The organism is Verrucosispora sp. WMMA2121, from assembly GCF_027460185.1.
Taxonomy (GTDB): domain Bacteria; phylum Actinomycetota; class Actinomycetes; order Mycobacteriales; family Micromonosporaceae; genus Micromonospora; species Micromonospora palythoicola.
On record NZ_JAPZBH010000006.1, the window covers coordinates 4,874,372 to 4,888,908 of the forward strand.

A 14,537-nucleotide genomic window follows, 5' to 3' on the forward strand; every position below is an offset into this window, starting at 1 on the left:
AGGACCCGACTACGCTCGGAACATGTCAGGCCCAGCCGCGGCGACAGTCGGCGGATCTTGGCGGTCGCTCGGCAGCGGTTGGGGATCTTGACGAGTTCCTGGAGGTCGGATGGAAGGCGAACAGGGCGTGGATCTGCTCCGCGTCCAGTTGCGCAAGCAACGGGCGTTGGCCGGCATGAACCAGGACGAGTTCGGCAGGCGGACGAACTACTCGGCCTCCACTGTGTCCGCCGTGGAGACCGGCACCCGTGCGGTGGACCTGCCGTACGCCCGGCGGGCCGACGAGATCCTGGAGACCGGTGGCCTGTTCGAGTCGCTGCTGCGCACCGCCCAGCAGGACGGTCGGCCGGCCTGGTTCATGCCCTGGCTCAAGGCCGAGCGCGCCGCCCGGCAACTCCGCTGCTTCCATCCGACGCTGATCCCCGGCCTGCTCCAGACCGAGAACTACGCCCGCGCGGTGCTGCGGTTCGACGACACCCGTCCGGAGCAGGAGATCGAGCAACAGGTGGCGGTCCGGTTGGAACGGCAGGAGATCCTGCACCGCGACCGTCCACCACAGCTCGTCGCGGTGATCGACGAGTCCGTGCTGCGCCGCCGGGACGCCATCATGGCCGAGCAGCTCGCGCACCTGCTGCGGATGGCCGAGCTACCGCACGTCCACATCCAGATCATCCCGGCCAGCGCCGGCCTGCACGTCGGCCTCGATGGGCCGTTGCTGCTGGCCAGGCTGCCCGACGGCACGTGGCTTGGGCACCTGGAGAATCACCTCGGCGGCGACGCGATCGGCACTGAGGACAAACTGGCTACCATTCTCGCCAGATGGGAGTGCGTGCGGGGCGTCGCCCTTCCCGAAGACCTCTCGATCGCCCTGATCAAGGAAGTTGAGAGCCAACATGGACCTCAGTAACGCGCGGTGGCGCAAGTCCGCTCGTAGCAACTCGTCCGGCGGCGACTGTGTGGAGGTGGCCGACAACCTGCCCGCGACGGTCGCCGTCCGCGACAGCAAGGATCCGTCCGGCCCGGTCCTCGCCTTCGACCCGGCCGCCTGGCGGTCCTTCCTCGACCACACCAAGCAGCGCTGACCCCCGTTCCCCGGCTTCGCCTGACACCGCTCACCCCAGACAGATCCTTTGACGCCGCCGACGCAGGCCCTACCGCGCTCGCGAGTTGCGGCATGTCGCGCCTTCCCGCTCCGCTGACACCCCAGGATGCCGCAACCCGCGAGCACAGCCTTCGCGAGGGCCGCACCGCCGCCGCGCGTGCAGCGCGGTGGTCAGGGTGGCGACAGCCGTGACAGCGTGCGGTGGACGTCCTCGGCCGCCGGGTCACCGAGATCGTCGAGGATCTGCGCCGCCCGGCGCCAGGCGTCGACGGCCCCGGGTAGGTCGCCCGTGGCCTCGCGGGCCTCACCGAGCCGCTGGAGGGTCTCGGCCTCGTGATAGCGGTCGGCGGACTCGCGGAACAGCGCGATGGCCTCCTCGTAACAGCCGGCCGCCCGATCGTGCTCGCCCAGCCGGGCGTGGGCGAAACCCAGACTGTCCAACGTCGCCGCCTGGCCGTTGTGGTCGCCGCTCGCCCGTTGCTGGGCGAGCGCCTCGGTGCAGCTCTCGATCGCCCGTGGATAGTCCCCGGTGGCGGCATAGAGCCAGCCGACCGCGTTCAGCGCCCGAGCCTCCCCGGCGCGGTTGCCGACCGACCGGTACAGCCGCAGCGCCTCCTGACCGTGGCGCAGCCCCTCCTCGGGTCGCCCGCGCATGTAGCAGACCTCGGCGTGGTTGTGCAGGGTGAGCGCCTGGCCGGTCGGGTCGTCCAGTCGCCGGTGCAGCTCCAGGGCGCGCAGCAGCCGTTTCTCCGCCGCGTCGAGGTCGCCGAGGCGGGTCTGGGCACGGGACAGCAACCGGTTGGCGACGGCCTGGCCGGCGAGGTCGTCGACGCGCTCGGCCGCGGCGAGGGCGACCTGTTGGGCGGCGCGTTGCTCCTGCCACAGTCCACGCGGAGCGAAGAACGTGGTGAGCGCCCAGGCCAGTTGCCAGGCGTACGCCTCGAAGCCGGTCTCGGCGGCCTGCCGCACCGCCCGCAGCAGCACCCGGTGCTCCGCCGCGAACCAGCCGAGCGCCGCGTCGTGGTCCCTGGGAACGGACCTGACGTTCGACGGCACCGCGGGGACCGGATCGATCGTCGGCCACTGCGGCTGGAGCAGCACCGCCGCCGGATAGGAACTGTGCAGGTAGTAGTCGAACAACCGGTGGCGTGCCTGCCGCGACTCGTCGGCCTCCCCGGCGGACCGGGTCAGCTCGGCGGCGTACGCGCGGAGCAGGTCGTGGAAGGCGTACCTGCCGGGCAGGTGCTCGGCCAGCAGGTGCAGCCGGGTCAGCTCCCGCAGCGACGACGCGACGCTCGCCGGGGTCTGGCCGGTGAGGGCCGCCGCGGCCTCGGCGGTCAGATCCGGGCCGGGGTGCAACCCGAGCAGGCGGAACAGGCGCGCCGCCGGCCGGCTCAGCGCCAGGTAGGACCAGGAGAAGACGGCGCGTACGTCGCCGTCGGCCAAGGCGTCCAGCATCGCCTCGTCGGGGCGCAGGCTGGCGGCGAAGGCGTCGAGCGGAAAGCCGGGATGCAGCGCCATCCGGGCCGCCACGATCGACAACGCCAGCGGCAGCCGGCCGGTCGAGTCGATGATGTCCGCCGCGGCGGCCGGCTCGGCGGCCAGCCGACCGGCGCCGAGCCGACTGGCGAGCAGACTCATCGACTCGGTGCCGGTGAGCACGTTCAGCCGGATCGGGTGGGCGCCTTCCGCCACGATCAGCCCGGACAGCTCGTCCCGGCTGGTCACCACGACCACGCAGCCGCCCGCGCCGGGCAGCAGCGGCCGGACCTGCGCCGAGTCGCGGGCGTTGTCGAGCACCAGCAGCATGCGCCGCTCGGCCAGCAGGCTGCGGTGCAGTCCGACGCGGGCCTCCAGCCCGGCCGGTATGCCGGTGGCCGGCACACCGAGCGCCTCGAGGAAGCCGCGCAGGGCGTCGCTCGGATCGACCACGTCGGCCTCGTCGTAGCCGCGGAGATTGACGTAGAGCTGGCCTTCGGGAAACGAGCCGGCGGCCCGGTGCGCCCAGTGCAGGGCTAGCGCGGTCTTGCCCACCCCGGCCATTCCGGAGATCGTGAAGATGGCCACCGCCGGACGCTTCGCCGGTTCCGGGTGGCGGCCGCAGTCGAGGGTCTCCAGTTCGGCGCAGCGGCCGACGAAACCCGGCACCGCCAGCGGCAGTTGCTGCGGTCGTTCCCCCTCCGGCGCGGCCAGGTCGGGGTCGGCGGCGTGGATGAAGTGGACCCGGTCGGCGGCGGACAGGTTGAACGCCTCGGCGAGCAGCCGGACCGTCGACGCGCGCGGCCGGGCCACCCGCCCGCTCTCCACGTCCCGGATGCTGCGTACGGCCAGCCCGGTGGCGGCCGCGACATCCTCCTGGGTCAACCCGAGCCGTCGCCGGTGGGCCGTAACCATCTGACTGAACCGGGCCATGCCCATCCACTCACGGCCTGCGGTCCGAAGTGGACCGATCGGCCTCTCGACGGGGAAATGGATGTCCGGTGATGGTTTCTACTGGATGGCGTCGCCCTTGTCGAGCCGGAGCCCGACGGCCGGGACGGCCCGGGCGGCCCGCGCCGTCAGGAGTCGACCATGCTGCCGGCCAGGTTCTCCGCCACCGCCTCCAGGCTCAGCGGTGGTGCGGCCCAGCGGTCGACGGCCTCGGTCGCGGTGTGGGTGACCCCCACCCGCCAGTGCTCGCGCAGCCACCGTCCGGCCCGGGGATCACCCGGCCAGTCCGGACCGATCTCGTGCGCGAGCAGCCCGGCGATCGACGTGCCGAACTCCCAGGAACGCAGCCGGGTGGCGCTGACGAAGTCACCGCAGAGCACGTCCAGGTACTCGACCGGTCCGGGACGCGCGCCCAGGTGCTCGGCCATCAGCTGGTCGTACCGGGCCCGCAGTTCGGCCGGGGCGGCCGGACGGCGGGCGGCGTCGACGGCGAAGAGCAGCCGGACGCACTGGGCCCGGGTGACGATCATCAGTCGTTGCGCGGTGTCGTGGCGCAGAGCCGCCGCGGTTCGCCCGGGAAACGACCGGTCGAGCCACTCCCGGTGCAGGAACACGTTCTCGGTGACCACGCCCCAACCCTCGACCAGTCCCTCGTCGCCCATCCGGCGTCCGTCGACCGGCAGGTCCGGGCCGGTGTACGCGAAGTGCAGCGCGTGCCCGACCTCGTGGAACAGGGGCCGGCAGTCACCCACACCGCCCGCGGCCGACACGGCGACGACGATGTCGTCGGGCACCCGTACCGGCAGGCAGTAGGCGCCGGGCACCTTGCCGGGGCGGGCCTCCAGGTCGAGCCGGATCCGTGGGGCGAACTCCAGGCCCAGCTCGGCGACCAGGGCGTGCAGCAGCGGCAGGCAGGTCGCCAGGTCCACCGGGTCGGCGAAGGTGGTGCGCGCCGCGCCGATGAGCTGGGCGACGGTGAACGAGCCGGCGGCGAACCGGGGACGCCGGATCGACTCGTACCGCGCCCGGGTCGCGTCGAGGAATGCGCGCGCCTCGCGCTCCAGCCGGTCGAGGTCGTGTCGCTGCACCCGGTCGGCGTAGTCGATCAGATCCTGGTAGCCGGCCGCCGTGACGACGGCCAGCCGCCGCTGCTGCGACTCCAGCCACAGCGGGGCGACCTCGCGGTCGTACAGCTCGTGCAGGTGCTCCTGCGGGGCCGTCGCGTCACGGGCCGCGAGCCGTCGGGCGCGGGCGAGATCGACTCGCCCGCCGCTGGCGTCGGTGATGGTCACCGCCTTCTCCCGCTCGGCGATGCGGGCGTGCAGCGGGGTGGTCTCCGCCTCGATCAGCGCCTGGAGCACCAGCGCGACGAACGGGCGCCCCGCCCCCTCCGCGACGCCGGCGGCCCGCAACGCGCTGACCGTCTCCGCTCGGAACACCTCCGGCCACGCCGCGTGGATCTTCGCCGGCTCGAACGTGGCGGTCTCGCCGAGACAGTACCGCGCCTCGGCGGCGGCGAGCGTGTCCAGGATCGTGGCCACCGGTGGCCGCAGCGACTCGATCAGGGTGTGGGTACTCATCGGGATGCCCCTTCTGCATGCGCCCGCCGCGACAGCACCGCGATCGCCCCCGCGACCGGGACACCGGCCAGCATCAGTAGCTTGTAGGCGTCGACGTGGATCGGGCCGTACGAGACGGCACCGAGGGTGGCGGTCACGGCCAGCACCGCGCCGCCGGCCGCCGAGTAGAGCTGGAGTTTGGAGGAGGCGACCACGTCGCGCAGCGTGAACATCGCCCGGGAGTGGTGGTCCGGCACGGCGTCGTACCAGGTGGTCAGGTTGGCGTTGCCGTAGCCGGCGGCGCAGACCGCGGCGGTGACGACGATGGCGGCGAAGCCGGCGATGCTCGCCCCGCTGGCCGCGCCCTCGGTGGTTGGCACGAAGACCCACAGCACACGGGTGAGCACCGTGCCGGCCATCGTGTAGCCGATGAGACGGTACGTGCCGAGCCGGTGCGCGGCCCGGCTCCAGGCCAGCAGGCTGATCGGCGCGGCCAGTCCGCGTACGGCGAGGATCACCGCCACGGTGCCCGCGGGGATGCCGAGGTGCAGCACGGCGTAGATCGCCAGCAGTGGCGTCACCAGCACCGTGTCGAGGACGAAGATGACGCTGAGCCGGCGGAGCGGGCCGGCGGCGACCAGGTCCGTGGCGGCGGCGCGCAGCTCACCGAGGGCCTGGGGGCGCGTGCCGCCCGGCACCGGCGTACGCGGTAGGCGGCCCAGCGTCGTGATCGACACGATCAGCAACACCGCCAGCGCCCCGAGGAGGATCCGGTACTCGGTCCGCTCGACCACGGCACCGGCCAGCAGGCCGAAGCCGAGCAGCAGCAGCACGTTCAGGATCTGGGTGGCGAACTGCATCCGGGCGACGAACCGGGGTCGGCGATCCGCGGACACCAGCGCCCGCATCCAGGGGTGCCACGCCACACCCCAGCTCACCGAGACCGCCACCTCGATGGCGAGCAGCACCGCCACGAACGCCACGAACACGGCCGTGGTCCCCCACCGGTCCAGCTCCGGCACCGCAGCCAGCAGCACCAGCAGGAGCAGCACGCCCGCGTACCCGAGTCGCATGGTGCGCCGGAAACCGAGACGCCGGGGCAGGCGCACCGCGAGCAGTTGCGCGGGCACGCTGAGCACCAGCAACCCCAGTGCCGTGCCGACCTGCGCCGGGGTGAGGCCGAGCGTCTGTACGCCGTACAACTGGACGAGGTCCGCGCTGAGCCGGCCGGTGGCGAAACAGAGCGGCACGATGACCATGTTCGCGACGATGGCGAGGCGTTCGACGCGCGGCCCAGCCGGCGGTGCGACGGCGGCCGGGGCGGGGGTGCCGCCGGTCAGTTCCGTCCGAGAACCGACGGCAGGTAGCTTCGCGTCAACCATGTGTGGAGTTCCAGATCCCGGGTGTTCGCGGCGCGGAAGATGTCGACGGCCTCGGGCGGCAGCAGCCGATGGTCGCCACGGTCGCCGCTGTTCAGATGGAACGTCGCCGGTCGTTTCCAGGACAACAGCTCGCCGAGCCGGGCCTGGCACTCGGCGAACCGCTCGACCGTGCCGACGAAGGCGAAGTGCTCCTCGACGGCCTTCATCGCCGAGGCCAGGTCGTCGTCGGTGGTCTCGACGTTCGTCGTACCGGACAGGAAGCGCACCTGGTCGTCGCGGAACTGCAGCGGCAGTCCGGCCACGCCGTCGGGCAACCCGGCCTGCAGGGCGGCCCAGAGATTACCGGTGTCACGCTTGCGGTACGCCCAGTACCAGTACGAGACGCACCGGTCGACCGGCTCGCGCAGCATGGTGACGTAGCGGACCGGTCGATCGATCCTGCGGTGGATACCGACCGGCAGGTTGAGTGCGATGGCGTCGTGACGGTGCTGGTTCTCGGCGATCTCCGAGACGATCCGCCGCACGTCCTCATCGGGGCTGTCGACGGTCTTGGCCCCCGGACCCCCGCTGCTTCTGCGGCCGGAGACGAGGTACTGCCGGAACCGGTCGGGGTAGTTGTTCAGCAACGCCTCGATGATGCTGTTGCCGGCGTTCTTGTTGATGTGGACGTAGCACAACAGCGGGTCGGACGTCACCGTCTACTCCACGAAGTCGTAGATGTACTCGCCGAATTCGGCGTGGTACCGGTCCTGGGTCTGCTGCCACGCGTTCGACAGGTTCGTCCGGTCGGCCGGTCCACGGGTGCCGAAGTAGGGAAAGTGGTGGAAGTAGTAACCGAAGATCCGGTCACAGTGGGCGAAGTACGCGTGCGTGTCGAGGATGTGGCCGTGCCAGAACTCGTCGATGTCGATGTGCGGCGGCAACAGCTCGCCCTCGTACCGACGACGCAGGTACAGCCAGTTCTTGTAGAGCCGTTCGTAGTAGTCCGCGCGTGCCGGGCTCCACTCGCTGCCCAGCACGTCGCGGCCCTGGGTGAGCCGGTGCTTGAGCGGCCCGAAGTCGATGGCGTCGATGTACCGCCGCACCTCGGCGAGGTCGGTGATCCGGTTGGCGGAGGTGTCGTGGGGAACCTCCCAGCGAAGGTCCGCGGCGGGTTTGACGACGATCTCGGTCATGTCGCAGCCAATCTCGATCTGTCCAGCGGATCGTGCGGTGGTGGTCCGGGCCGGCGATCGCCGGCCCGGACCACCGGTCCACGTCAGACGGCCTGGTCGCAGCACATCACGCGGGTCGACGGCTGACGGACGTCGGCGGCCTCGGCCGTGTCCTCGATCTCGGGGGTGGCCTGCTCGGTGATTTCGGTCTCCACGACCTCATTGATCTCCGACATTGCGCTCTCCCTTCCTGGTGCCCGCGCCGAGGTCACGAAACGCTCGGCACGAGCAGGTTTGGCATGACCCGCTGCGGGAGGGTCCCGTTGACAGAAATGTCACCCGCAGCGGTTGCCAGGAACGCTATTCCCGCGCAGTGGGGCCATCCAGGAGATTGACCGGCAGTTGACCGGCAGGTGCCGGCCGGCCCACCGCACGCCGCGCCGGGTCGGCCGGCGCGACCCGGAGCGGCGACTACGACGACCGGGACCGGGTGGTCCGCAGGCCCAGCCAGGCGGCGAGAGCCTCGATCTCGGCGTCGACCTCGGCGGTCATCGCCGGGGTGAAGGGGACGTCCTCGTGCAGGGCGTTGACGACGAGGACACCCGCCTTGCGGTCGGCGGTCGCGTCCAGCTTGCCGACGAGCCGGTCATGATGAAGTACCGGTAGGGCGAAGTAGCCCCAGCGGCGTTTCTCCCGGGGCTTGTACATCTCCAGGAGATACTCGTAGCCGAACAACTGCTCGGTGCGTACCCGGTCGTGGATCAGCCGGTCGAACGGCGACAGCAGCGCGGTGCGCCCCTCGAACGGCAACCCGAGGTACGCCGGGTCGACCCGCCAGGTCCCGGGTACCCCCTCGACCACGGCCTCCTCCCCGGCGGAGCCGACGAACGGCGACTCGCCCGGGGTCAACGTGCCACCGGACCGGGCGATGCCCAACGCGGCGAGCCGACGCTCGTCGCGCAGCCGGGCCGCCTCGCCCGGATCGAGGTCGGGCAGGTCGACCAGGTAGACCCGCTCGGGGAGATCCCAGTAGCGCTGCCGTCCCTTCCGGCCGGCGATCGCCACCTCGCCGTGTCGAGCCAGCAGTTCGAGCATCTTGGTGACGTTGCGGTTGTTGGTCCAGCCGCTCGACGGCCAGGGCACCACGCTGGTGTCGGGGATGTCCCGGGACAGCAACGGGCCCTTCGCCGCCAGCACCGCCAGGATGTCCCGGCGAAACGACGCGTTCTGTTCCAGCCAGGCCCGGGCGGACGGATGGGTCGCGGCGCGGGCCTCGGCGATCACAGCGGGCAGATCGCCCGGCGTCCGGATGTAGGCGACGGTCTCGACCAGGCGGCGCTCGACCTCGATCGCCCTGGTCAGCTGCGCGGGATCGTAGGTCGGACCGAGTCGGCTGAACAGCACGAGATCGGCGCTCGGCGCGATGGCCGCCGTGGGATCGAGTTGCAGGACCGTGAGCCGCTCGACGGCCTCCACCAGGTCACTCGGGCGCGGCACGGCGAGCAGCTGGGCCCGGACCGCGATCCGCCGGGCCTCGTCCCGCGTCAGTCGATGGGCGACCATGACGCGACCCTACCCGGCGGCCGGCTCTGCAAGATCCGCGCACTTTCGGGGATATCGCTGCCTCCGGCGCCTGCGACGCCGCACCATCAGGGAAGTTGCGGCGCAGTGCCGGTCGTCCGACCCGAAAGGCGTACCCGATGAGCGCAGATCACGTCGGCACGTACGTGCCGGCCGACCCGTGGCCGTTGCCCCGTGACGCCAGCGTCGCGGACCACCTCGTGCAGCGGCTCGCCTGCTGGGGCGTACGCCGCTACTTCGGCTTCCCCGGCGACGGCATCAACGGGATGACCTCCGCCCTGCAACGCACCGACGAGCAGGTGCAGTTCGTCCAGGTGCGGCACGAGGAGACCGCCGGGTTAGCCGCCTCGGCACACGTCAAGTACGGCGGCGGGCCGCTCGGCGCGGTGCTGGTCACCAGCGGTCCGGGCGCCATCCACGCCCTCAACGGGCTCTACGATGCGAAGCTGGACCACCAGCCGGTGATCGCCCTGGTCGGACACACCGCGCTCACCGCCGAGGGCGGCGGCTACTACCAGGAGGTGGACCTGCTCGCCCTCTACAAGGACGTGGCGGCGGCGTTCCTGGCCCAGCTCGACCACCCGTCCCAGGTACGCCACCTGGTGGACCGGGCATGCCGGACCGCGCTTGCCCGGCGTACCGTCACCGCCCTGGTGCTGCCGCTCGACGTGCAGGACCTGCCGGCGGTGCCCAACCCACCGCACGCGCACGGCTTCTACCACACCAGCAGCGTGCCGAGCAGCGGTCCGACGACGCCCCCGGAGGCCGACATCCGGCACGCCGCGCAGGTGCTGGGCAGCGGCGAGCGGGTGGCCATGCTGGTCGGCCAGGGTGCGCTCGGCGCCGAGAACGAGGTCCGCGAAATCGCCCACCGGCTCGGCGCGGGCGTGGCGACGGCGCTGCTCGGGTTCACCGCCGTGGACCACCGGGAACCGTGGGTGACCGGCGCTATCGGTCTGCTCGGCACCCGGCCCAGCTGGCAGTTGATGAACCAGTGCGACCGGCTGCTCATCGTCGGCAGCAACATGCCGTACTCGGAGTTCTACCCGCCGCCCGGCCAGGCGCGCGCGGTGCAGATCGACCACGACGGCACCCAGCTCGGGTTGCGTTACCCGACCGAGGTGAACCTGACCGGAGACGCCGCGCCGACCCTGCGGGCGCTGCTGGCCGCCCTCGGTCCCGGCCCCGGACCGACCCGTTGGCGGGAGACCGTCGCCGGCGCCACCGCCGCGTGGCGGCAGTCGCAGCGGGAACTGGCCGAGCAGGCCGCCGACCCGGTCAACCCGCAGTTGCTCTTCGCCACCCTCAGCGAACGCCTGCCCGACGACGTGATGCTCGCCGTGGACTGCGGCACCACCACCGCCTGGTACGCCCGGCACGTCAAGGTGCGTCCGGGGATGCTGGCCAGCCTGTCGGGCACCCTGCTGTCCATGGGCGGCGCCATGCCGTACGCCCTGGCGGCCAAGTTCGCCCACCCGGATCGTCCGCTGGTGGCCCTGATCGGTGACGGCGCGATGCAGATGAACGGGGTCAACGAGCTGATCACGGTGGCGAAGTACTGGCGGGGCTGGGCCGACCCACGGTTCGTGGTGCTGGTGCTCAACAACCGGGACCTGGCCTTCGTCAGCTGGGAGCAGCGCTCCGACGAGGGCACCCCGATGTTCCCGGACAGCCAGCAGCTGCCCGACATCGCGTACCACCGGTGGGGTGAGGTGCTGGGGCTGCGCGGCGAACTGGTCGACCACCCGGACCAGGTGACCGACGTGTGGGACCGGGCACTGCGCGCCGACCGCCCGACGGTGATCAACGCCCTGGTCGACCCCGCCGAGCTGATGATGCCGCCACACTTCACCGTCGACCAGGCCCGCAAGACCGCCGCCGCGGTGCTGCGCGGCGACACCGACTGGGCCGGCATCCTCCGCCGCGGCATCCCCAGCGTCGTCACCACCTACCGCCCCCGCCGCCCCTGACCCCCTCCCCTCCCACCCCCTGGGGTGGGTGGGGGGTCAGCCGCGGGTGCGGTTCTGGAACCAGCGGCGGAGGTCGGAGAGGGGGTCGTCGTCGGTGCGGCGGGGCTCGGTGGGCGGGTCGCGGTCGACCGGGCGGCGGGGATCGCCGACGAGTTCGCGGGTGGGCGGGGTGAAGGACTGCTCCGGCTGACCCTCGACGGCCGTGGCGATGATCCGGGCGACCGCGTCGATCACCCGGGCCTGTACGGCGGCGCCGACGTGGTCGGTCGGGTCGTCCGGGTTGGCGGCGATGCCGGCGACCGCGACCTGCGGGGTGTACCCGACGAAGCTCTCCGTGGCGGCCTGGTCGGAGCTGCCGGTCTTGCCGGCCACCGGGCGGCCGTCGAGAATCCGGTTCACCGCGGTGGCGGTGCCACCGTTGCACTGCCCGAAGGCGGACTGCTGACCCACCGGGCAGCGCGCGGCGTCGGTGGCGGCGCGGGCCACGTCGGCGTCGAGCACCTCGCGGCAGTCCGGGTCGCCGACGGGCAGCCGCTGACCGTCCGGCCCGGTCACCGACACCACCGGCAGCGGCGCGCAGTACGTCCCCTCCGCCGCCACCGTGGCGTACGCGTTGGCCAGGTCGAGTGGCGTGGTGGCGGCCACGCCGAGGGTGAACGCGCCCCAGTCGGCCGCGTCGTTCTCGGCGAAGTCGGCATCGGACTCGGCGCGGAAGGTGATGCCCAGGCGCTGGGCCATCTCGACCACCTTCTCCGGGCCGACCTGCTCGGCCAGCCAGACGAAGTAGGTGTTCACCGAGCGACCGAAGCCGTCCCACATCATCCGGTACCCGTCCATCCACTCCGGGTTGGCGTTGGCCGGGCACCAGCGGCCGTCGCAGCTGCCCTCCCCCTCGGCGGCGTACCGGGTGGGCAGCCGGCTGGGCGCGTCGAAGCCGGTGGACAGGGTCCGGCCGGACTCCAGCGCGGCGAGCATGGTGAACAGCTTGAAGGTGGAACCGGCCTGGTAGCCGGCGACACCGGCACCGCCGGAGATCAACGGGTTGACGGTGTTCGGGTAGTTGACCTGACCGTCGGGGTTGCCGTCGAGGCTGTAGTGCCGGTTGACCGCCATCGCCAGGACCCGACCGGTGCCCGGCTCGACGGCGGCGATCGGTACGGCGCGCGGGTTGTCGTACCCGTAGATGCCGGTGGCCTGGCGCTGCGCGGTGGCCTGGATCTGCGGATCCAGCGTCGTCACCACGGTGTAGCCACCGCGTCGTAGTGCCTGCTCCCGCTCCTGCACGGTGTCGCCGAACTCCGGCTGGGCGACCCACCAGCGGCGCAGGTAGTCGCAGAAGAAGCCCCACTCGTCGTCGCGCCCGCCGGCGGTGGCGGCGCAGCCGTTGGCCTGCTCGCTCGGGTCCAGCGTCAGCTTCTCGGCGCGGGCCTCGGCGGCCTGCTCGGCGGTGATCGCCCCGGTCTCGACCATCGAGTCCAGCACGTAACCTCGGCGTTCCAGCGCCGCGTCGGCGTCGCCGTCGATCGGGCTGTACGCCTCCGGCGACTGCACCAGGCCGGCGAGCAGCGCCGCCTCGGCGAGGGTCAGGTCGGCCGCCGCCTTGGAGAAGTAGCGCTGACTCGCGGCCGCCACCCCGTACGCCCCGGACCCGAAGTACGCGATGTTGAGGTAGCGGTTGAGGATCTCGTCCTTGCCGAGGCGCTGCTCCAACGCGTTGGCGTACCGGATCTCCTGGAGCTTGCGGCCGATCGTCGGTTCGGTGGCCGCGGCCCGCTCCGCCGCGGTGCGGTTCGGGTCGGTCTTGAGCACGTTGCGGACGTACTGCATGGTCAGCGTCGAGCCGCCCTGTCCGCTGCCCTCGGTGACGTTGCTGACCACCGCCCGCATCATGCCGCGCAGGTCGACCCCGCCGTGGTCGTAGAACCGCCGGTCCTCGGCGGCCACGATCGCCTGGCGCATCACCGGTGCGATCTCCGTGAGCGCCACGTCGGTGCGGTTGACGTCGTAGAACGTGGTGATCAACGTCTTGCCGTCGTTGGCGTAGAGGTAGGACCGCTGCGGGGTGGCCGGGGTCCGCAGCGCGTCGGGCAACGCGGCGTAGTTCCCGAGTGCCGCCTTCGCGGCGAAACCGAGCAGCAGGTTGCCCGGTAGCGCGGCGACCGCCAGGACCAGGCCGGCGAGTACGCCGGTCAGCACGACGGTGAACAGCCGCGACAGCGGCGTAGGGGTGGCCATGGTCACCAGGATTGCCGCGAAAGCCATCTTCCGGCCACAACAATCGGCCAATTGTCAGGCAATTCACCGCCATTTGCCAGCCGCTACTGCCGCACCGGAGCAGGATCGCCTCGTCATGGTCGACACCCGACAACCGGTACATCGGCCGCAGCCCGGACGACGGCCCTCAGTTGGGACGAGAACCATCGTGGGCATGGCGGGCGGCCCTCAGGCGGTTCCGAGTGGGCCCGCGCCACCGGGGCCCATCGGCGCGGCGGGACCGGCCGTGGCGACGCTGGCGCTGGTGGCGTCGCGGAGGATCTCCCGGGGCAGCAGGCGGCCAGAGCGGTAGCAGATGCCGATACCGGAGATCAGCACGAAGATCGCCCCGAACGTCTGCAACGAGCCGATCAACGCGCCACCGAGACCGAGCAGCGGGCTGGCGATCATCAGCATCACCCCGTCCCCGATGCTGAACATCCCCGATCGGGCCACCGCCCACCCGGTGAGCAGCCAGCCGGCGCTGTAGCAGGTGGCACCGACCAGCACCAGCGATCGGGCGGTGGTGCCGAAGACCGGAGTCTGCTCGGACAGTCCGGCGAAGGGCAGCATGAGCACCGTACCGGCGATGCTGACCAGCAGGCCGGCCACGGCGGCGTGCCGGCTGCGGGTGGCGGCGAGCAGCCCGGTCAGCCCGAGCAGGGCCAGCAGGCCCAGCCAGACGGCGGCCACCCAGCCGATCAGGTACAACGCCCGGCCGTCGGCCGGATACGGGTCGTTGCCCACCCCGCCGTCGCTGGCCATCGCCACCGCGCCGTAGAGGATCGCGTACGCCGGCAGCAGCCAGACCGCGGCCCGGGCCAGCCGCCGCAGCGACCAGGCCCAGCTCGCGTTGGTGGCCGCCCGGGGTGGCCCCGGTTCGTCGACGAAGGGCAGGACGCCGAACCCCCCGCCGGTACGTCGGGTGCCGATCGGTCCCTTCGGGTCGTGCGCCCCGGGCACCTCCGGCGTGGACCACAGCCGCCGTACCGGCTCCATGCGTCACCTCGCTCACCCGCGACTGGTGCCGGGGCACGCCGAGGCGCCCCGATGCCTGGTCACCACCCGCGCTAGGACCGATGGTGGCAGGCGCCGGGACACTTCAT

The 14,537-nt window shown here is 72.0% G+C and carries 12 protein-coding genes; 3 read left to right on the forward strand and 9 right to left on the reverse strand.

The genetic code is table 11. From position 1 onward, the window contains the following. Nucleotides 1-109 precede the first annotated feature (109 nt). Both O7605_RS30710 and O7605_RS30715 read left to right on the forward strand, forming a co-directional pair. Nucleotides 110-907 (forward strand): helix-turn-helix domain-containing protein, encoded by a 798-nt coding sequence (locus O7605_RS30710; protein ID WP_269742453.1) that lies wholly within the window; start codon nt 110-112, stop codon nt 905-907. Next, nucleotides 894-1,082 (forward strand): DUF397 domain-containing protein, encoded by a 189-nt coding sequence (locus tag O7605_RS30715; RefSeq protein WP_269742454.1) that lies wholly within the window; start codon nt 894-896, stop codon nt 1,080-1,082. The genes O7605_RS30710 and O7605_RS30715 overlap by 14 nt, the downstream gene beginning before the upstream one ends. A 191-nt stretch (nt 1,083-1,273) precedes the next feature. On the opposite strand, the gene O7605_RS30720 is transcribed toward O7605_RS30715, so the two are convergent. From O7605_RS30720 to O7605_RS30750, 7 genes are all read right to left on the reverse strand, one after another. After that, a complete protein-coding gene (locus tag O7605_RS30720; protein ID WP_269742455.1) occupies nt 1,274-3,514 on the reverse strand; it encodes an ATP-binding protein in 2,241 nt (746 codons plus the stop codon). 146 nt (nt 3,515-3,660) lie between these two features. Further along, entirely contained in the window at nt 3,661-5,112 is a 1,452-nt protein-coding gene (locus O7605_RS30725; protein ID WP_269742456.1) for a hypothetical protein, read from the reverse strand. Further along, nucleotides 5,109-6,473 (reverse strand): MFS transporter, encoded by a 1,365-nt coding sequence (locus O7605_RS30730; RefSeq protein WP_269742457.1) that lies wholly within the window; start codon nt 6,471-6,473, stop codon nt 5,109-5,111. The genes O7605_RS30725 and O7605_RS30730 overlap by 4 nt, the downstream gene beginning before the upstream one ends. Next, a complete protein-coding gene (locus O7605_RS30735) occupies nt 6,428-7,168 on the reverse strand; it encodes a sulfotransferase family 2 domain-containing protein (protein ID WP_269742458.1) in 741 nt (246 codons plus the stop codon). Before O7605_RS30735 ends, O7605_RS30730 begins: the two co-directional genes overlap by 46 nt. Before the next feature lie 3 nt (nt 7,169-7,171). After that, on the reverse strand, nt 7,172-7,648 hold the full coding sequence (locus tag O7605_RS30740) for a glycine-rich domain-containing protein (protein WP_269742459.1): 477 nt from the start codon (nt 7,646-7,648) through the stop codon (nt 7,172-7,174). Between the two features lie 83 nt (nt 7,649-7,731). After that, entirely contained in the window at nt 7,732-7,863 is a 132-nt protein-coding gene (locus O7605_RS30745; protein ID WP_269742460.1) for a hypothetical protein, read from the reverse strand. Between the two features lie 235 nt (nt 7,864-8,098). Further along, nucleotides 8,099-9,190 carry a DNA glycosylase AlkZ-like family protein gene (locus O7605_RS30750; protein WP_269742461.1) on the reverse strand — a complete coding sequence of 364 codons (1,092 nt, stop codon included), beginning with the start codon at nt 9,188-9,190 and terminating at the stop codon, nt 8,099-8,101. Nucleotides 9,191-9,327: 137 nt separating this feature from the next. Here O7605_RS30750 and O7605_RS30755 point away from each other — a divergent pair, with 137 nt between their 5' ends. Then, nucleotides 9,328-11,178: a thiamine pyrophosphate-requiring protein gene (locus tag O7605_RS30755; RefSeq protein ID WP_269742462.1), complete on the forward strand. Its 1,851-nt coding sequence runs from the start codon at nt 9,328-9,330 to the stop codon at nt 11,176-11,178. 36 nt (nt 11,179-11,214) lie between these two features. On the opposite strand, the gene O7605_RS30760 is transcribed toward O7605_RS30755, so the two are convergent. Continuing rightward, nucleotides 11,215-13,413 carry a transglycosylase domain-containing protein gene (locus O7605_RS30760; RefSeq protein WP_269742791.1) on the reverse strand — a complete coding sequence of 733 codons (2,199 nt, stop codon included), beginning with the start codon at nt 13,411-13,413 and terminating at the stop codon, nt 11,215-11,217. 207 nt (nt 13,414-13,620) lie between these two features. Then, nucleotides 13,621-14,430, reverse strand: coding sequence for a hypothetical protein (locus O7605_RS30765; protein WP_269742463.1), 810 nt, complete (start codon nt 14,428-14,430; stop codon nt 13,621-13,623). Nucleotides 14,431-14,537 lie beyond the last annotated feature (107 nt).

Bases quoted from the DNA above. Each gene is read 5' to 3' on its own strand.
- O7605_RS30710 (WP_269742453.1), top strand. From the start codon at position 110: ATGGAAGGCGAACAGGGCGTGGATCTGCTCCGCGTCCAGTTGCGCAAG.
- O7605_RS30715 (WP_269742454.1), top strand. From the start codon at position 894: ATGGACCTCAGTAACGCGCGGTGGCGCAAGTCCGCTCGTAGCAACTCG.
- O7605_RS30720 (WP_269742455.1), bottom strand. From the start codon at position 3,514: ATGGCCCGGTTCAGTCAGATGGTTACGGCCCACCGGCGACGGCTCGGG.
- O7605_RS30725 (WP_269742456.1), bottom strand. From the start codon at position 5,112: ATGAGTACCCACACCCTGATCGAGTCGCTGCGGCCACCGGTGGCCACG.
- O7605_RS30730 (WP_269742457.1), bottom strand. From the start codon at position 6,473: ATGGTTGACGCGAAGCTACCTGCCGTCGGTTCTCGGACGGAACTGACC.
- O7605_RS30740 (WP_269742459.1), bottom strand. From the start codon at position 7,648: ATGACCGAGATCGTCGTCAAACCCGCCGCGGACCTTCGCTGGGAGGTT.
- O7605_RS30745 (WP_269742460.1), bottom strand. From the start codon at position 7,863: ATGTCGGAGATCAATGAGGTCGTGGAGACCGAAATCACCGAGCAGGCC.
- O7605_RS30750 (WP_269742461.1), bottom strand. From the start codon at position 9,190: ATGGTCGCCCATCGACTGACGCGGGACGAGGCCCGGCGGATCGCGGTC.
- O7605_RS30755 (WP_269742462.1), top strand. From the start codon at position 9,328: ATGAGCGCAGATCACGTCGGCACGTACGTGCCGGCCGACCCGTGGCCG.
- O7605_RS30760 (WP_269742791.1), bottom strand. From the start codon at position 13,413: ATGGCCACCCCTACGCCGCTGTCGCGGCTGTTCACCGTCGTGCTGACC.
- O7605_RS30765 (WP_269742463.1), bottom strand. From the start codon at position 14,430: ATGGAGCCGGTACGGCGGCTGTGGTCCACGCCGGAGGTGCCCGGGGCG.